The organism is Acinetobacter sp. GG23, from assembly GCF_057766365.1.
The window spans coordinates 163,299-181,347 of sequence record NZ_JBYMDJ010000003.1 but is presented as its reverse complement, the minus strand read 5'-3'; the positions used below and the strand labels follow the sequence as shown (position 1 = coordinate 181,347).

At 40.8% G+C, this 18,049-nt stretch carries 14 protein-coding genes; 11 read left to right on the top strand and 3 right to left on the bottom strand.

Annotated features, from left to right (window positions below; all coding sequences use genetic code 11):
- Positions 1 to 16 precede the first annotated feature (16 nt).
- The 6 genes from AC3CAU_RS06950 to AC3CAU_RS06925 all read left to right on the top strand — a co-directional run bounded on the left by AC3CAU_RS06950 (position 17) and on the right by AC3CAU_RS06925 (position 7,475).
- Positions 17 to 622, top strand: coding sequence for a phosphatase PAP2 family protein (locus AC3CAU_RS06950; protein WP_447054128.1), 606 nt, complete (start codon positions 17 to 19; stop codon positions 620 to 622).
- A 32-nt stretch (positions 623 to 654) separates the two neighbouring features.
- The gene (locus tag AC3CAU_RS06945) at positions 655 to 1,920 is read left to right on the top strand and encodes an efflux RND transporter periplasmic adaptor subunit (protein WP_424620554.1); all 1,266 of its coding nucleotides are present in this window, start codon (positions 655 to 657) and stop codon (positions 1,918 to 1,920) included.
- 12 nt (positions 1,921 to 1,932) lie between these two features.
- Positions 1,933 to 5,115, top strand: coding sequence for an efflux RND transporter permease subunit (locus tag AC3CAU_RS06940; RefSeq protein WP_131213985.1), 3,183 nt, complete (start codon positions 1,933 to 1,935; stop codon positions 5,113 to 5,115).
- Positions 5,115 to 6,575, top strand: coding sequence for a multidrug efflux RND transporter AdeIJK outer membrane channel subunit AdeK (gene adeK, locus AC3CAU_RS06935; protein WP_131214036.1), 1,461 nt, complete (start codon positions 5,115 to 5,117; stop codon positions 6,573 to 6,575). The genes AC3CAU_RS06940 and adeK overlap by 1 nt, the downstream gene beginning before the upstream one ends.
- Before the next feature lie 105 nt (positions 6,576 to 6,680).
- Positions 6,681 to 7,037, top strand: a complete 357-nt coding sequence (locus AC3CAU_RS06930; RefSeq protein ID WP_131213987.1) for a YbjQ family protein — start codon at positions 6,681 to 6,683, stop codon at positions 7,035 to 7,037.
- A 3-nt stretch (positions 7,038 to 7,040) separates the two neighbouring features.
- The gene (locus AC3CAU_RS06925; RefSeq protein WP_131213989.1) at positions 7,041 to 7,475 is read left to right on the top strand and encodes a YbjQ family protein; all 435 of its coding nucleotides are present in this window, start codon (positions 7,041 to 7,043) and stop codon (positions 7,473 to 7,475) included.
- Between the two features lie 406 nt (positions 7,476 to 7,881).
- Here AC3CAU_RS06925 and AC3CAU_RS06920 read toward each other — a convergent pair whose 3' ends face one another.
- On the bottom strand, positions 7,882 to 8,688 hold the full coding sequence (locus AC3CAU_RS06920; RefSeq protein WP_131213991.1) for an SDR family oxidoreductase: 807 nt from the start codon (positions 8,686 to 8,688) through the stop codon (positions 7,882 to 7,884).
- 46 nt (positions 8,689 to 8,734) lie between these two features.
- A complete protein-coding gene (locus AC3CAU_RS06915; RefSeq protein ID WP_131213993.1) occupies positions 8,735 to 9,415 on the bottom strand; it encodes a hypothetical protein in 681 nt (226 codons plus the stop codon).
- 185 nt (positions 9,416 to 9,600) lie between these two features.
- Between AC3CAU_RS06915 and AC3CAU_RS06910 the strand changes: the two genes are divergently transcribed.
- The 3 genes from AC3CAU_RS06910 to AC3CAU_RS06900 all read left to right on the top strand — a co-directional run bounded on the left by AC3CAU_RS06910 (position 9,601) and on the right by AC3CAU_RS06900 (position 14,673).
- Positions 9,601 to 12,492, top strand: coding sequence for a valine--tRNA ligase (locus AC3CAU_RS06910; protein ID WP_131213995.1), 2,892 nt, complete (start codon positions 9,601 to 9,603; stop codon positions 12,490 to 12,492).
- A gap of 62 nt (positions 12,493 to 12,554) precedes the next feature.
- A complete protein-coding gene (locus AC3CAU_RS06905) occupies positions 12,555 to 14,000 on the top strand; it encodes an AAA family ATPase (RefSeq protein ID WP_131266930.1) in 1,446 nt (481 codons plus the stop codon).
- On the top strand, positions 13,993 to 14,673 hold the full coding sequence (locus AC3CAU_RS06900) for an HNH endonuclease (RefSeq protein WP_131215007.1): 681 nt from the start codon (positions 13,993 to 13,995) through the stop codon (positions 14,671 to 14,673). Before AC3CAU_RS06905 ends, AC3CAU_RS06900 begins: the two co-directional genes overlap by 8 nt.
- A gap of 49 nt (positions 14,674 to 14,722) precedes the next feature.
- On the opposite strand, the gene AC3CAU_RS06895 is transcribed toward AC3CAU_RS06900, so the two are convergent.
- Entirely contained in the window at positions 14,723 to 15,772 is a 1,050-nt protein-coding gene (locus AC3CAU_RS06895; protein WP_131215009.1) for a molecular chaperone DnaJ, read from the bottom strand.
- Positions 15,773 to 16,039: 267 nt separating this feature from the next.
- Here AC3CAU_RS06895 and AC3CAU_RS06890 point away from each other — a divergent pair, with 267 nt between their 5' ends.
- Both AC3CAU_RS06890 and AC3CAU_RS06885 read left to right on the top strand, forming a co-directional pair.
- Entirely contained in the window at positions 16,040 to 16,717 is a 678-nt protein-coding gene (locus AC3CAU_RS06890) for a DUF421 domain-containing protein (protein ID WP_447054127.1), read from the top strand.
- Between the two features lie 336 nt (positions 16,718 to 17,053).
- A complete protein-coding gene (locus AC3CAU_RS06885) occupies positions 17,054 to 18,004 on the top strand; it encodes a transporter substrate-binding domain-containing protein (protein WP_447054126.1) in 951 nt (316 codons plus the stop codon).
- Positions 18,005 to 18,049 lie beyond the last annotated feature (45 nt).

Genomic DNA, 18,049 nt, shown 5'->3' with positions numbered 1-18,049 from the left:
AATAAAGGTTCCTTACATGCCGTACCTATTGCTTTATGCAGGATTTTTCTTATTTATTTTCAGTGTATTAATGCTTTTTACTCCCTCACTTAACCCATTCGATTTAGTCATGGTTGAATGGATGAGTCAGCATCGTACAGTGCAATTAAATACGATATCTATCACGCTTTCTGTTCTAGGTGGTATGCCATTTGTGCTATTTTTAACCACAATCTGGTGTTTATATCAAGCATGGTATAAAAAATATACAAATGTTATTTTTATAAGTTTAGGGCTTATAGGGAGCATTGCCACGGCTTGGCTGCTCAAATATATAATTTCAAGACCTCGCCCACCCGAAATTTATCACCTGGTTCAGAGCTATGGTGCTTCATTTCCCAGTGCACATAGTGTTTATGCCGCTACTTTGGGTTGTCTTGCTATTTATCTAAGTCTGGAACATCCAAAGCACCGACTGATTTGGCTATGTGCTTTTATATGGTTGTTGATCATGGGGATTTCAAGGATTTACCTTGGGGTACATTTTCCCTCTGATGTTTTGGCTGGTTGGAGCATAGGTTTTATTTGGATCACCCTACTTTATATGCTGTACGTCAAATTCAGTAGAGCGAAAACAAATTAATTTTTAGATAAAAATCTAATCGAGGTGGAACAATGATGTCTGCAAAGCTATGGGCTCCCGCCTTTACCGCTTGCGCATTAGCAACAAGTATTGCACTTGTTGGTTGTAGCAAAGATCCAAAGGATGCGCAGCAAGCTGCAGCAGCCCAAAAAATGCCACCGACTGAAGTCGGTGTCATTGTTGCTCAACCCCAGAGCGTAGAACAATCGGTGGAACTTTCAGGCCGGACCACAGCATTTGAAATTTCTGAAGTGCGCCCACAAACCAGTGGTGTCATTCAAAAACGTCTTTTCACTGAAGGCAGTTATGTTCGTGAAGGACAAGCCTTGTATGAAATTGACTCGCGCACCAATCGTGCTGGCGTGGATAGTGCTCGTGCAGCACTAAATCGTCAACAAGCCAACTTGAATGTATTACGCGTTAAAGAAGGACGTTATCGTCAACTTGTCGGCACCAATGCCATTTCAAAACAAGAATATGATGATATTGCTGCACAAGTAAAATTAGCTGAAGCAGATTTGGCGGCAACCCGGGCTGAACTTAAAAATGCCGAAATCAACCTCGGTTACTCAACTGTGCGTGCGCCAATTTCAGGTCAGACCAACCGTTCAACAGTTACAGTTGGTGCATTGGTTACGGGCAGTCAAGCCGATCCTTTAGTGACGATTCAACGTTTAGATCCAATCTATATCGACATTAACCAGTCAAGTGCTGAATTATTGCGTTTACGTCAACAATTGAGCAAAGGCAGTTTAGACAGCAGCAACAATACCAAAGTCAAACTTAAGCTTGAAGATGGTAGCGACTACCCTGTGGAAGGCCGCCTTGCTTTCTCTGATGCCAGTGTGAATCCGGAAACAGGTACCGTGACTTTACGTGCTGTATTCCCGAATCCGAATCATTTGCTGCTTCCGGGCATGTATGCCACTGCAAAGATTGTACAAGGTGTGATTCCAAATGCCATCTTGATTCCTCAAGCAGCGATTACCCGTACTCCAACTGGTCAAGCGATTGCCATGATTGTGAATGCTGAAGCTAAGGTTGAAACACGCCCTGTAGAAACTGCGGGTGTACAAGGTAAAGACTGGATCGTGACTTCTGGTTTAAAAACCGGTGAAAAAGTGATTGTTGATGGTGTTGCCAAGGTCAAAGAAGGTGCGGCCGTAGTTGCTAAGCCTTATCAACCAGCCGCCGCTCCTCAAGGTGCAGGTCAACCTGCAGCAGAAGCCAATAAAGCCGCTCAACCTGCGCAGCAAGCACAGCCAAAAACTGAACAAAAATCTACTTCAAATACATAAGGGGTAGACTAAATGGCTCACTTTTTTATTCATCGCCCGATCTTTGCATGGGTGATTGCATTGGTGATTATGCTGGCGGGTATTTTAACCATCAGCAAAATGCCGATCGCACAATATCCGACCATTGCTCCGCCAACGGTTAGCATTTCTGCAACATATCCAGGTGCATCTGCGGAAACTGTAGAAAATACAGTGACCCAAATCATCGAGCAGCAAATGAATGGCCTTGATGGTTTGCGCTATATTTCTTCAAATAGTGCCGGTAATGGTCAAGCATCCATTTCATTGAACTTTGAACAAGGGATCGATCCGGATATCGCTCAGGTTCAGGTACAGAACAAATTACAGTCGGCGACTGCATTACTTCCTGAAGATGTACAGCGTCAGGGACTTCGAGTCACCAAGTCTGGTGCAAGCTTCTTGCAGGTATTAGCTTTCTATTCACCTAATGGCGAATTGACCGATGCCGACATTAAAGACTATGTGAACTCGAATATTTCTGAACCACTTAGCCGCGTTGCCGGTGTCGGTGAAGTTCAGGTCTTTGGTGGTTCATATGCAATGCGTATTTGGCTTGATCCTGCCAAACTAGCCAGCTACCAGCTTTCTCCAAGTGATGTCGTTGCTGCCTTACGTACCCAAAATGCACAAGTTGCAGTGGGACAATTGGGTGGTGCTCCTGCCGTTGCAGGTCAAGTTTTAAATGCGACCGTAAATGCGCAAAGCTTATTACAAACAGTAGATCAGTTCCGCGGAATTTATCTAAAGAGTGCTGGAACTGGGGCGAAAGTCACTTTGGGTGATGTTGCCAAAGTTGAATTAGGCTCGGACAACTATCAGTTTACCTCTAAATTTAATGGCAAGCCTGCGGGTGGTGTAGCGATTAAACTGGCCACTGGTGCAAATGCATTAGATACAGCAACTGCTGTAGAAGAACGTTTAGTACAGTTACGTAAAAATTATCCAACTGGTTTAAAAGATCAGCTGGCGTTTGATACAACCCCATTTATCAAACTTTCAATTGAAAGTGTAGTTCACACTTTAATTGAAGCAATCATCCTTGTGTTCCTGGTAATGTTCCTGTTCTTGCAGAACTGGCGCGCAACCATTATTCCAACCATGGCAGTGCCTGTGGTGGTCTTGGGTACATTCGCGATTATCAACTTGTTTGGCTTCTCAATTAACACCCTCACGATGTTTGCCATGGTTCTTGCCATTGGTCTACTGGTCGATGATGCGATTGTAGTAGTCGAAAACGTTGAACGTATTATGGCGGAAGAACACCTGGAACCTGTTGAAGCGACTGAAAAGTCGATGAGTCAGATCTCGGGTGCACTGGTTGGTATTACCACAGTATTGTCTGCAGTATTCGTCCCAATGGCGTTCTTTAGCGGAACCACCGGGGTGATTTACCGCCAGTTCTCGATTACGCTGGTTACCGCAATGGTTCTGTCACTGATTGTGGCATTAACATTCACCCCCGCACTGTGTGCGACCTTATTAAAGCAGCATGATAAGAACAAAGAGCAAAGCAATGGTTTCTTTGCCCGCTTCTTCCGTGGGTTTAATAGTCGTTTCGACCGTATGGCGCAAGGCTATCAAAACTGGGTCGGAAAGCTGCTGATTCATAAAATCATTGCGGGTGCGATTTATACGGTAGTGATTGTCGGTCTATTGTTCTTGTTCAAGAGCCTGCCAAGTTCATTCTTACCGGATGAAGACCAAGGTGTGGTGATGACGCTGGTTCAGCTTCCACCAAATGCCACGCTTGACCGTACTGAAAAAGTTATTGATCAAATGACTGGCTTCTTTCTGGAAGGTGAAAAAGCCAATGTTGACTCGGTATTCAGTGTCGCTGGTTTCTCATTTACCGGGGTCGGTCAAAATGCCGGTCTTGCATTTATTAAACTGAAAGACTGGGAAGAACGTACCACTAAAGAATCTACTGTGGGTGCCATTATTCAACGTGGTATGGCGCTTAACGTGATTGCTAAAGATGCCTCTTATGTCATGCCTTTACAGCTTCCTGCAATGCCTGAACTGGGTGTTTCTGCAGGCTTTAACTTGATGTTGAAAGATGCTGCGGGTAATGGTCATGAGAAAATGCTGACTGCGCGTAACATGATCTTGGGTATGGCTGCACAAGATAAACGTCTTGCTGGTGTCCGTCCAAATGGTCAGGAAGATACGCCACAGTACAAGATCTATGTCGATAATGAAAAAGCCAGCGCTATGGGCGTCAGCATTGCAGAAATCAACAGCACCATGAGTATTGCATGGGGTGGTTCATATATTAATGACTTTATCGACCGTGGTCGTGTAAAGAAAGTTTATGTACAGGCCATTCCTGATGCACGAATGATGCCGGAAGATCTCAACAAATGGTATGTACGTAGTACCACAGGTCAAATGGTGCCGTTTTCATCCTTTGCGACCGGTGAATGGACTTATGGTTCACCACGTTTAGAGCGTTATAACGGTATTTCATCAGTCAACATTCAGGGTACGCCTGCTCCGGGTGTCAGCTCGGGTGATGCCATGGCTGCCATGGAAGAAATCATCGCCAAACTGCCTGAAATGGGTATGAACGGTTTTGACTATGAATGGACAGGTTTATCTTTGGAAGAACGTGAATCTGGCTCTCAGACCTTTGGGCTATACGCACTTTCAATGTTAATCGTGTTCCTGTGCCTTGCAGCACTATATGAGAGCTGGTCTATTCCATTCTCGGTTATGCTGGTAATTCCGTTGGGGATTGTGGGTGCAGTAGGTTTAACATTCTTAGGTATGGTGCTGCTGAAAGATCCAAACCTGTCGAATAATATTTACTTCCAGGTGGCGATTATTGCCGTGATTGGTTTGGCAGCAAAAAATGCGATCTTGATTGTAGAATTCGCCAAGGAACTGCAAGAAGATAAAGGGGAGCCTTTACTTGAAGCAACCCTTCATGCAGCAAAAATGCGTTTACGTCCAATTATCATGACTACCCTAGCCTTCGGTTTTGGTGTACTTCCTCTTGCTCTTTCTTCGGGTGCAGGCGCAGGCAGCCAGCACTCTGTCGGCTATGGTGTACTGGGCGGCGTAATCAGTTCGACTCTACTGGGTATTTTCTTTATTCCTGTGTTCTATGTCTGGATTCGAAGTATCTTTAAATTTAAACCTAAAAAACCAAATAATCAGGAGCAAACATCGTGATGCAAAAGGTATGGTCTGTTACAGGTCGTAGCATTGCGGTATCTGCACTTGCGCTTGCTTTGACAGCGTGTCAAAGCATGCGTGGGCCAGAGCCCGTCGCTCAAGCCAATATTCCAGAACAAGGTTATTTAACCAGCAACTCTGGTCCTTCTATTGCTGAACAGGGTTATAAGGACTTTTTTGCCGATCAGCGTCTATTACAGGTGCTCGATCTGGCATTAGCCAATAACCGTGATTTACGTACCTCGACATTAAATATTCAACGTGCGCAGCAACAGTATCAAATCACTCAAAACAATCAGCTTCCAACCATTGGTGCCAGCGGTAGTGTGCTGCGTCAAGATACGCTCAATACCAATGGTGCAATGACCAGTTACAATGTTGGTCTGGGCGTAACTGCCTATGAGCTGGATTTTTGGGGTCGTGTCCGTAGCTTAAAAGACAATGCTTTAGATACTTATCTAGCCACTTCAAGTGCACGTGATGCTACTCAAATTGCGCTTATAGGTCAGGTGGCTCAAGCCTGGTTGAACTATTCGTTTGCCAATGCAAATTTAAAACTTGCAGACCAAACCTTAAAAGCTCAACTTGAATCTTATAATCTCAACAAAAAACGTTTCGATGTTGGAATCGACAGTGAAGTTCCTGTTCGTCAGGCACAGATTTCTGTAGAAACTGCACGTAATGATGTTGCCAATTACAAGACTCAAATTGCGCAAGCACAAAATTTGCTTAACCTGCTTGTAGGTCAACAGGTTCCTGCAAACTTGTTACCAACTCAACGTGTGACACGTATTAGCAAAAGCAATGCCTTTAGTGCCGGTTTACCAAGTGACTTGCTAAATAACCGTCCTGATGTCCGTGCTGCCGAATATCAACTTTCTGCAGCGGGTGCCAATATTGCTGCAGCTAAAGCACGCTTGTTCCCGACCATCAGTTTGATGGGTAATGCAGGCTATGCTTCAACCAGCTTAAGTGACTTGTTTAAATCTGGTGGATTTGTCTGGTCAATTGGTCCAAGTATTGATCTTCCAATCTTCGATTGGGGCACACGCAAAGCCAATATCAAGATTTCAGAAACAGATCAGCAAATTGCATTATCTGACTATGAAAAATCGATTCAGTCCGCTTTCCGCGAAGTGAATGATGCTTTGGCTGTTCGCCAAAATATTGGTGACCGCTTGGCAGCACAACGCCGTTTAGTTGATGCTACTAATACCACCTACCGACTTTCTAATGCCCGCTTCCGCGCGGGTATTGACAGTTACTTGACGGTACTGGATGCGCAACGTGCGTCTTATGCTGCTGAACAAGGTTTATTGTTGCTTGAACAAGCCAACATGAATAACCAGGTGGAAGTCTATAAAACACTCGGTGGTGGTATTAAAGCCAACACCGGTGATGCCCTTCAACAAGCGCCATCTACTGCTGAACGTAAAGCTGCAAACAGCGCTAGATAATTTTTAAGCGTTGTAAAAAAGCCTGCACTCTGCAGGCTTTTTTATTGCTTTTTAAAGCATGATTTCCTATCTTCACTACAACCTCCCTTATTTGAATACCAAAAAATGCTTTTAAGTAATTTAGAATCTGTTCCGGGACATACCATTATCCGTCAAATTGATGTGGTCTATGGCAGTACGGTGCGTAGCAAACACGTTGGACGCGACCTGCTGGCTGGCTTAAAAAATATAGTCGGCGGCGAACTGACGGCGTATACCGAATTGCTTGAAGAATCACGTCAGGAAGCCATGAGCCGCATGATTGAAAAAGCAAAATCAATCGGTGCGAACGCTGTAGTGGGTATCCGATTTTCGACCTCAAATATTGCTCAAGGGGCTTCTGAACTGTTTGTATATGGCACTGCAGTCGTGGTTGAAGCAAATGCACAACACTTACCTGATCCCTTCCCGACTCAAGGCTAAGCTATGGATGCCTTGATATTAAAAATTGTTATCTTTGTGATTTTATTTGCCATAGGCTGGGGCTTCGGTCGCCATACCGAAAGAAAGCATTTAAATGAACTGAAGCAACAAGAACATCGGCTAGCCTATATCACTCTGGATAACAGTCGCTTTAAGACCTCACCTCATCACGGGCAATTGGTGAGTAGCAATGTGGTCATCTCACATGATTACTTCAAATATGTGACTGCCAATATTCAGAACTTTTTCGGTGGGCGTTTAACCAGTTATGAAAGTGTGGTTGAACGTGCTCGACGTGAAGCGATTGTGCGTTTAAAACTGGAAGCAGAAAAGATGGGCGCGTCTCATATTATGGGCCTGCGATTGAGTACCACTGAACTGGGCATGCAAGGCGGGATAGTGGAAGTGTTTGCTTATGGAACGGCGATACAGAGTTAATAACTCTATTTGAATCCATTGCTCAGTATTGATATTCATCTACAAAACTTTTGGAAAATTAATACTGAGTTCCGTCAAATTTAAGTCTGAAGTTTTTCCGGGATAATTTAAAGTTTAGCTTTTTATAATTTCCCCGACTCCCTGTCCTTTTATGATGCTTTATTTAACTGCATAACTGAATGTCTTAGTAGCGATTCGTTTTTTACTTTGCATCACTTTTTTATTTTGCATCATGTATACAGAATTCCTTTCATCCATCTGTGCCTTAAGGATTAGCTAAAGCTGAGTTGTAAAATGAAAAAGAGCTTAGACATGCACTCCATAAGAAGAATCTTTTTTCATCATTAAAGTACATGCTCAACTCAAATTTGGCTTAAAGTAAGTCTGCCTAGCTTTAAGAAAACGGTTACTTCACCTTCATCTTACGGATCATTTTATAAAGGAGGGGTGGCGACAAACGCGAAACTAAAACGCCGAGTTTCTCTTTAGTACCACCAACGACAATATATTCTTCATCATTCAACAGAGACTTGACTACAGTTTTAGCAAATTCCTCAGGTTGCAAGCCATTTTCAATTGCTTCATCTTGATGACCTTGGGCTTTGCCTTCGCCATTTAAAGCGTTGAAAGACACATTGGTTTTGACAAAGCCGGGGAAAATAACCGAAACCGCCACCCCATCATTAGCCACTTCTGCTCTTAGGCTGTTTGCCCACATATGAATCGCGGCTTTTGCTGCTGAATAGCTTGCGCGGTATTGCGTACCCAATAAACCTGCAACACTGGATACAAAGGCAATTCGACCTGATTTTTGCTTTAAGAAAGTCGGTAAAACGGTTTTAGTGAGGAACACTTGAGAGAAATAATCCACTTCCATAATTGCACGTTCAGTTTGCATGGTGGTATCGCCAATTAAGGCACGCTGACTGAGTCCAGCATTATTAATTAACCAGTCAATACGTCCTTTCTCATTTAAAACCTGTTCATAAGCATGACGAACTTGAGTTTCATCAGTAATATCGGCACTGATACAAATATGTCGATCTGGACTAACTAAACTTTGACGAACATTTTCCAGTTCATCCATACGACGAGCGGTGAGTACAACCTGTGCACCCTGTAAGGCACATTCTTGTGCAAGTGCCTTACCCAAACCTGAAGATGCACCGGTAATCCATACCACCTTATTGTCTAAACTGTCCTGCTGCGCCATATTGCTGTCCCTCATGCTACTTATAGATTGATAATGTATTGATATCTTAATGAATTGATCTGTTATTAGTATTTTCCTCGTGATTTAAAAACATCAGAAAATGATCAAAATAACGATGCGTCAGTTGCGAATCGTAGTGGGTACCCAGCCTTTCTAAACGCTTATAACCCATCTGTGTAGTCAAATGAATCACGCCATTTAAGGTTTTATCGACCACCAAATTGAATTTTAATATGTTTTTAGGTTCACGAACCAGACTGGTCACCCCTTGATCGACCAACTGGGTAAATGCCTTTAAGCCTGGCGAAACATAATGGGTATTGCCCTGTTTCATTTGCTCTACACATTCCAGCAGCTCAACCACCAAGACATGATCGACGCTATAGGAAATATAATTTTGACCATTTTTCTCATAGGCCTTATCTTTTAGATAATTTACCATCGGGACCAAGCGATCATTGCCAAAGAATGAAACCGACCAGGGCATATATTTACGTACGGTCTCTAAAATTTGTTGGACCATCTTTTCGGATTCTCGATCAACCGAAGTCGATAACCGTGCAATTTCCCCAAACACCTGATCGACAATTTCACAGGAAATATCAGCCAAAACCTCGCCTAAAGGTTTGGCTAAACTCTGGCTTTCACCTTGGTTCAATTGCTGATGAATCTGCTGAAAGCGCTGATGGGTTTCCCGGGTTAATTTTAAAGAAATAAAATAGCTCATACCGATAATGTCCTTTTTAGAATTGTTCTGCGACCATTCGCGCTGTTTTTATTCAACTCTTATCATAAGATCTTATTCAGTGTATGCCAATTGCATAAAGTTTGCATTTGGCGAAGCTGCCTCATTCGGTAATTTTTTTGCTACAATAGTCCTAATTTTTCATTCACTTTTGATCTGTTCTGACTATGACTGATTCTGCGCAAAATATTGCTACGACATACGATCCTACCGAGATCGAGAAAAAATGGTACAAGACTTGGGAAGAAAACGGCTACTTTAAGCCGTCTGAAAAAGGCGACTCTTTCTGTATCATGATTCCGCCGCCAAACGTCACTGGTAACTTGCACATGGGTCATGGTTTTAACAATGCCATTATGGATGCCTTGACCCGTTATAACCGTATGTCAGGTAAAAATACCTTGTGGCAACCGGGAACGGACCATGCCGGTATCGCAACCCAAATGGTGGTAGAACGTCAATTGGCTGCACAAGACATCAGCCGTCATGACTTGGGTCGTGAAAAGTTCATTGAAAAAGTCTGGGAATGGAAAGAACAGTCTGGTGGCAACATTACCAATCAGATTCGCCGTTTAGGTTCATCGGTAGACTGGTCACGTGAACGCTTCACCATGGATGATGGTTTATCCAATGCAGTGAAAGAGGTATTCGTACGTTTGCATAAAGAAGGCTTGATTTACCGCGGTAAACGCCTGGTGAACTGGGATCCTAAACTGCAAACTGCGCTGTCTGACCTTGAAGTTGAATCGATAGAAGAAAAAGGTTCACTCTGGCACTTTAAATATTTCTTTGAAGATAAAGACCTTCGCACCAAAGATGGCAACGACTTCCTTGTTGTAGCAACCACGCGTCCGGAAACCTTGCTCGGTGACTCGGCTGTTGCGGTACACCCTGAAGATGAACGTTATGCACATCTTGTCGGCAAGAATATTGTTCTGCCAATTTCAGGCCGTCTGGTTCCTGTGGTTGCCGATGAATATGTCGAAAAAGATTTCGGTACAGGCTGCGTAAAAATCACTCCTGCACATGACTTCAATGACTATGAAGTGGGTAAACGTTGCAACTTGCCAATCATCAACATCTTCAACAAAAATGCTGAAGTGTTGGCTGAGTTTGAATACATTGCCAAAGCGGGTGAACAAATTTCTAAAACCATTGCTGCACCTGCAGACTATATTGGTTTAGAGCGTTTTGCTGCACGTAAAAAACTGGTTGAACAAGCCGAAAGCGAGGGCTGGTTAGAACAAATTCAACCGTACGACTTGAAAGCACCTCGCGGTGACCGTTCAGGCGTCATCGTTGAACCACTTTTAACAGACCAATGGTATGTGAAAATTGCACCGCTTGCTGAGCCTGCAATTAAAGCGGTTAAAGATGGCGACATCAAATTCGTGCCTGAGCAATACAGCAACATGTACATGGCCTGGATGAACAACATTCAAGACTGGTGTATCTCACGTCAACTCTGGTGGGGTCACCGCATTCCGGCTTGGTACGATGTAGATGGCAACATTTATGTAGGTCGTTCTGAAGCGGAAGTGCGCGCGGAAAATGGCATTGCGGCGGATGTAGAACTGAAACAAGACGAAGACGTTTTGGATACCTGGTTCTCCTCTGGTCTTTGGACATTCTCAACTTTAGGTTGGACTGGCGATGCGAAAAAAGATGCTGAAAACTATTTCCTCAATACCTTCCATCCAACAGATGTATTGGTAACCGGTTTTGACATCATCTTCTTCTGGGTTGCCCGCATGATCATGATGACCATGCACTTCATGAAAAATGAAGATGGCACGCCACAAGTTCCGTTCAAAACTGTGTATGTACATGGTTTGGTACGTGATGGCGAAGGTCAGAAAATGTCTAAATCTAAAGGCAACGTGCTTGATCCTTTAGACCTGATTGACGGTGTAGATTTAGAAACGTTGGTACAAAAACGTACCACTGGTCTGATGAACCCGAAACAGGCAGCGAAGATTGAAAAATCAACCCGTAAAGAATTCCCGGAAGGCATTCAGGCTTACGGTACGGATGCGGTTCGTTTCACTTTCTGTGCGCTTGCCAACACCGGCCGTGACATCAAGTTCGACATGAAACGTGTTGAAGGCTACCGTAACTTCTGTAACAAAATCTGGAACGGTACACGTTTCGTTCTGATGAATGTGGAAGGTCAAACTGTAGGTCAAACTGCACGTCCAGATCTTTGGGAATTGCCTGAACAATGGATCATAAGCCGCCTGCAAAAAGCGGAACTTGCAGTTCAACAAGCCTTTGCAACCTATCGTTTAGACTTGGCTGCACAAGCGATTTATGAGTTCATTTGGAATGAATACTGTGACTGGTATGTCGAGCTGACCAAGCCTGTTCTGAACGATGAAAATGTGTCTGAAGAGCGTAAAGCTGAAGTTCGTCGTGTTCTTCTTGCGGTGATGGAAGCATCTTTACGTCTTGCACATCCAATCATGCCCTACTTGACTGAAGAAATTTGGCAAACTCTTGCGCCAATAATTGGTTTGGGCGGTGAAACCATTATGACTGCAGCTTACCCTGTTGCTGACCCAGCGAAAATCAATGACCAAGCTGAAGCTGATATGCATTGGCTACAAGGTTTGATTGGTGCAGTACGTAACATCCGTGGTGAAATGGGCTTGGGTAATGCGCGCTTACTTCCAGTATTGATGCAAAACATCACTGATGCTGAAGTGGCGCAAATTTCACGTATCGAGCCATTGTTTAAAGCATTGGCGAAAGTGGAAAGCATCACTTACTTGGCAGATGGCGAACAACCACCATTGTCGTCTTCATCCGTTGTGGGTCATGCCTCTGTATTTGTTCCAATGAAGGGCTTAATTGATCCTAAAGCGGAATTGGGTCGTTTGCAAAAAGACTTTGATAAAGTTCAAAAGCAACATGACCAAATTGCAGGAAAACTTTCAAATGAAGGTTTTGTGGCAAAAGCACCTGCTGCTGTGGTTGAAGGCGAGAAAGTAAAACTTGCTGAATTTGCTGACCAGTTAGCGAAGATTAAAGCGAATATGGATCAGATTGCAGCGCTTTAAGATGTTGTAATTTAAAAATTAAGATGTAATATAAAAGGCTGATTATTCAGCCTTTTATATTTATGAAGCTTATTAAAGCAATTATCATTAGAGATAAAATAATACCTTTAAACAATAAGAATCTCATTATTATTGGCAATAATGGCTCAGGAAAAACTTATATACTAGATAATATTTATAGTGAAATAAAAAAAATAGTAGCTGGAACAGACTATATTAAAAAAAATACATATTATAAAAGAGAGAAAATACTTGATGAGCTTGGTATTGCATTCAATAATTTCTCAGCTGTATTGGATCTAGATGAGAATGAAAAAAATAGATTTAAAGATTTATTAAATAATATTGAAATTTATAATACTCATGAGTTTTCATCAAAATTATACAATTTGAAAAGTTCAATAACTAATAAATATAATATATTTTTAGAAAATTATAAAAAATTCCTAGAAAATCAAGTTACTGACATTTACACAGAATTTGATCCAAAACCAAAGCTTAAAAATTCATATAAAAAAGAGTATTATTATCAAAATTCTAGTCATCTAAGCTTCTATATTAAAGATTTAAATAGCCAAATAAAAAAATTTACCAGCACATCAGTTTCAATTAAAATTGATAATAATTTTTGTTTCAGCAAAGATACTAGTAATTTAGTTATAAATTTTTTTAATGCAAAAAGAACAGAAACTTCAGAAAGAATTAAAGACTCTACTGAAATTTCAATTTATTCTGATCTTGATAATTTATTTGAAGAATACTTAATATCACAATTTAAATCAAACACTCCCACAAAAAAACTCATAACAGATGAAGAATTCGAGTATTTAGACTCAAAAAACAGCTGGCTTAATAAAGTAGAAAGTGATTTAAAATATATTTTTGAAGAGAAAAATACTATAATTTCATTTGATAAGTTTCAGAAAAAAATTGTAATTATTTCTGGTGAAAAACACTTTAACATGAATAATCTCTCTTCAGGTTTACAAGCTATTTTTAAAATTTACTCTAGTCTTTTAATGAGAACAAAGCTTGCAAGTATAGATCCAACTGAACTATTTGGAATAGTAGTAATTGATGAAATTGATGTTCATTTACATATTTCACTTCAAAAAAAAGTTATGCCATTTTTAACTAAAGCCTTCCCTAAAATTCAATTTATAGTAAGTACACATTCTCCTTTTGTTATCACTTCAACAGATAATGATACTGTAGTTTATGATATTTCTAGTGGTGATTTTTATGAAGAGGATTTAAGCCGATATTCTTATGAATCTGTAGTTAAAGGTTTATTCCATGTCGATGCACAATCCGAACAACTACAAGCCGAAATTAAAGATATAGCTAGAATTTTAAATCATGAAGCAAATAATTTTGAAGAGCTTAGAAATATATTAAGAAAAATTACTCCTTTTGCTAAACAACTTGATGTTGAATCTAAGTCTTTTTACTTCAAAGCATTAAATCATTTATTAGACAATCAAGAACTAGGAGATCTTGATGTTTAAAGTTACACGATCAGATAAACCTGAAGATTGGGAAAATAAAAACTATAGAGACTCTGCTGTGGTGAAACAATTGAAAAGAGATTTTTTTTCAAAATGTTATATTTGTGAGATGAAAGATTTTGGCAATGTGAATATTGAACATTTTGTTCCCCATTTAAACCAAGACAACGACTTAAAGATCGAATGGGAAAATCTATATTATGCCTGTTCTCATTGTAATGGTATTAAAGGGGCAAGACATCGAGAACTTCTTGATTGCTGTAGCAATGACTATAATGTTGCTGATAAAATTGAGTATTATCCTCCTGTCGTTCCAAATGGTACAGTTACAATAAAGAATGCATGTTCAACTGAACTAGAAATACATGCTTTAACTGAGAAAACTATAGCTTTGTTAAACCAATGTTATAACAATTCTAATAATGGTCCTCAAAATGTTAGTCATTCAACCCTAATTCTAGAAATCCATAAGGAATATGGTTACCTTTGGCAAATTAGATTTGAACTCTTAATTAATAAGGATCGTTATACAGAATTTGAATTGAATCAGGCTATTGAAAAAATCATAAATATGACAAAACCTAATTATCCTTTTTCAGGGTTTTGGAGAACATTCATCAATAATGATCCTGATCTATTAGAAATATTATCTGATAACGATATTCAGTTCTAATTTATCATCGGTGCCGAAACCCTCTCCAAAAGGGAGAGGGAGAAAAGCATTAAAGTACTCTATTCTCCAACAACATCTCCAACCCTTTCACCCGACTCATATATTTAAGCCGTTCCTTTTCCCATTTCACTTGCTGTTTAATGGCTGCTGTGTCGGCATCGATTTGCTTATACAAATCCGAAATTTGAACCTTTCCTTTGGACTTTTGCACTGCAATTTTGGCATTCTCTGACCAAACCAATGAATCAATAATTTCATTTATTTCATCATCAAGTTTTTGACTTTGTGCATCAAGTGCCAATTTATAAAACTTGATTTGATCTGCACTTAAACCTTTTTGCACTGCCCCTCTATTCTGCTCAATCTGTATCTGCAACTTGAGTAAATAAAACAAATCCTGCTGCTCATAAGCGGCATTGGCATATTGCAACATTTCAGTTTTTTCAAGTTTCTTGCTTTCATCCTGTTCACGGTCAGGGTGAATAATGGCAGCAATTTTTAAATAAACAGTTTTTAAAGACTGCTCTGCCATTTTCTCAGCTTGCTCGCGCTTCTCTTGTTGTTTTTTAAGTTTGGCTTGTTCACGTTGCTGTTCGTGCTGTGTACTATCCCATTCATCGAAGGGATCAAATGCTGTTTCCTCTTCATCTGAATCAGTATCTTCAAATTTAGAATCTGTTTCAACGAAAGGCTTTTTCTTGGTTTTCTTCGCGTTGGTATGTTCTGTATGTTGCTGGTAAAAGGTATCAATTTCTTCGACTGTATGGGCTTGTTGCGCTGACAAGGCTTTTGAATCTTTTAAATATGCTGCAAGGTGTTGGATTTTTTCATCAAGCTGCATGACTTCCGCTTTTGAAAAATCACTGCCATGTAAATATTTCCATAATTGTTCAAGCTGCTTAAACAATACAGTGTGTAATTCGTTATAAACCGGCACCAAAGTTTGACGTGCATATTGCTGAATATCGTTTTGAGCTTTTTCCCAAGCTGCCAGGTGTATTTTTTGCTGTTCAATTTTTTCAATCAGACGATTCAGCTTTTTTTGTTGTGGAGAAAGCTCTGCATCTGGCTGAACTGTGATTTTTAAATCGAAAGACATAGGAAAGAAAAAAGCAAAAGAAAAACTATAGCAATATTCCTGACTCAATGACAGATAACAGCAAGTAGTCTAAAGCTAGGCAAAAGTTAAAAGTGCACATTTAGTTATTAGATTATTCATTTTTTTATTGCATAAACCTAGTGACTTTAAATTCAGTAAGTTACTAAAATACTGGCGGTTCTTTACCTAAATATAAACATACGCCCTGCTCTACTCAGGCATAGTATAAGAAGAATGATGAACCAATTATAGAAAGGAACAACATTGATGGATTGGGCAACTATCTTTATTCATGACACCACCTGGACATTTGCCGCAGAAATCACCATACGCGTAGTACTTATGTTTAGCATGATCATGATCTTTCTGCGCCTAACCGGGAAACGCGGTATCCGGCAACTGTCCATTTTTGAGCTGGCCATTATTTTATCACTCGGTTCCATTGCCGGTGACCCGATGTTCACCGAAGACCTGCCGCTGATTCAAGCCCTGCTGATCATGAGTATTGTCATTATACTTTACCGCCTGACCACCTGGCTGATGATGAAATACCAGCCTTTTGAAGACTTAATTGAAGGAAAGTCGCTGTATATTGTGGAAGACGGCATGCTGGTGCTGGACAAAATTAAACGCGGTAAAATGTCACATGATGAATTCTTTGCGGAAATGCGTCAGCAAGGCATCGAACATTTAGGTCAGGTACGTGCCGGCTTGCTGGAAACCGACGGTAAATTTAGTATTTTGTTGTTTAAGCCCGATGAAATTCGTTACGGTCTCCCCCTTTTCCCTAAAAAATACAAGGAAGTCACACAGGTAGAATCGGAGATCTATTATGCCTGTATGTACTGCGGCTATGTCGACCATATTTCCAAACCGGATCAGCAGTGTTCTCGTTGCAAATGCTGCCGCTGGGCCAAAGCCATGAATGAGCAGATGCTAAGATAAAATGGTATAAAAACTAAACACTTTCATCTTTTATTCAAATAAAATCCTCTTAAACTTTAGTCGTGAGTCTGAAAAACAGACTCAATCTGGCATGTTTTCTGCTGTAGTTAAAGTCGCTTACTGTCCGGATTTTGTCCTAAAAACTGGTTATTTCCTCAATATTTATCATTAACAAATTCTGCCAAAATTTTGCTTGAGCAATTGTTCAAAACTCGCTTAAGATGAAATCTGATGTATGTATATACATAAAAGAAAACATCTTTTGCATATAAATCGGTGGCGTTCCACCCACAATTCAGCACTTGATGATAATGAAATAAAAAAGGAGTTTTATAGATGACACATAAACGCAGCGTAACATCCCTACTTTGTGCAAGCGCGCTCATGCTTGGTCTGAGTGCTTGTAGTGATAATAAAGCTCCAACATCGGGGGAAAAGGCAGCGGGAACCAGTACCGATGCTGCCACTTCAGGTACCCTCGATAAAATCAAAAAATCTGGCACCATTGTGCTGGGCTATCGCGATTCTTCCATTCCTTTTTCTTATATCGCAGACAATCCAAATCAACCGGTCGGTTATGCGCATGACCTGCAATTAAAAGTGGTCGATGCTGTTAAACAAAAACTGAATATGCCGGACTTAAAAATTCGCTATAACCTGGTGACCAGTCAAAACCGTATTCCGCTGGTTTCAAATGGCACGGTCGATTTGGAATGTGGTTCAACCACCAACAACAAGGAACGTCAGCAACAAGTCGATTTCTCTGTGGGTTTCTTTGAAGTCGGTTCTCGTCTGCTTACCGCCAAAAATTCTGGGGTGAAAGACTTTACGGACCTGAAAGGCAAAAAACTGGTTACGACAGCCGGAACAACATCTGAACGTTATATCCGTCAGCATCAGCAGGAACTCGGGATTGGTGAAATTATTTCTGCCAAAGACCATGCAGAATCATTCTTGATGCTACAAAATGGACGTGCTGCAGCCTTTATGATGGATGACATCTTGCTGGCAGGTGAAAAATCTAAAGCCACTGATCCAAATAAGTGGGAAATTGTCGGTAAAGCACCAATTCACGAAATTTATGGCTGTATGCTGCGTAAAGGCGACACGGGCTTTAAACAAGTGGTCGATGATGCGATTAAAGCCACGTATAGTTCCGGTGAAATCAACAAAATGTACGAGAAATGGTTCCAGCAGCCGATTCCACCAAAAAATATTAATCTAAACTTCAAAATGTCAGATCAGCTTAAAGCGTTAATTGCTACACCGCACGATCGCGATCAATAAACTTTAAAACAACATACGTTCAAGATCAGGTAAACATGGATTTTT

What these genes read in the sequence shown, in the direction of transcription:
- AC3CAU_RS06950 (WP_447054128.1), top strand. Translation starts at nt 17, where the DNA reads ATGCCGTACCTATTGCTTTATGCAGGATTTTTCTTATTTATTTTCAGT.
- AC3CAU_RS06945 (WP_424620554.1), top strand. Translation starts at nt 655, where the DNA reads ATGATGTCTGCAAAGCTATGGGCTCCCGCCTTTACCGCTTGCGCATTA.
- AC3CAU_RS06940 (WP_131213985.1), top strand. Translation starts at nt 1,933, where the DNA reads ATGGCTCACTTTTTTATTCATCGCCCGATCTTTGCATGGGTGATTGCA.
- adeK (WP_131214036.1), top strand. Translation starts at nt 5,115, where the DNA reads ATGCAAAAGGTATGGTCTGTTACAGGTCGTAGCATTGCGGTATCTGCA.
- AC3CAU_RS06930 (WP_131213987.1), top strand. Translation starts at nt 6,681, where the DNA reads ATGCTTTTAAGTAATTTAGAATCTGTTCCGGGACATACCATTATCCGT.
- AC3CAU_RS06925 (WP_131213989.1), top strand. Translation starts at nt 7,041, where the DNA reads ATGGATGCCTTGATATTAAAAATTGTTATCTTTGTGATTTTATTTGCC.
- AC3CAU_RS06920 (WP_131213991.1), bottom strand. Translation starts at nt 8,688, where the DNA reads ATGGCGCAGCAGGACAGTTTAGACAATAAGGTGGTATGGATTACCGGT.
- AC3CAU_RS06915 (WP_131213993.1), bottom strand. Translation starts at nt 9,415, where the DNA reads ATGAGCTATTTTATTTCTTTAAAATTAACCCGGGAAACCCATCAGCGC.
- AC3CAU_RS06910 (WP_131213995.1), top strand. Translation starts at nt 9,601, where the DNA reads ATGACTGATTCTGCGCAAAATATTGCTACGACATACGATCCTACCGAG.
- AC3CAU_RS06905 (WP_131266930.1), top strand. Translation starts at nt 12,555, where the DNA reads ATGAAGCTTATTAAAGCAATTATCATTAGAGATAAAATAATACCTTTA.
- AC3CAU_RS06900 (WP_131215007.1), top strand. Translation starts at nt 13,993, where the DNA reads ATGTTTAAAGTTACACGATCAGATAAACCTGAAGATTGGGAAAATAAA.
- AC3CAU_RS06895 (WP_131215009.1), bottom strand. Translation starts at nt 15,772, where the DNA reads ATGTCTTTCGATTTAAAAATCACAGTTCAGCCAGATGCAGAGCTTTCT.
- AC3CAU_RS06890 (WP_447054127.1), top strand. Translation starts at nt 16,040, where the DNA reads ATGGATTGGGCAACTATCTTTATTCATGACACCACCTGGACATTTGCC.
- AC3CAU_RS06885 (WP_447054126.1), top strand. Translation starts at nt 17,054, where the DNA reads ATGACACATAAACGCAGCGTAACATCCCTACTTTGTGCAAGCGCGCTC.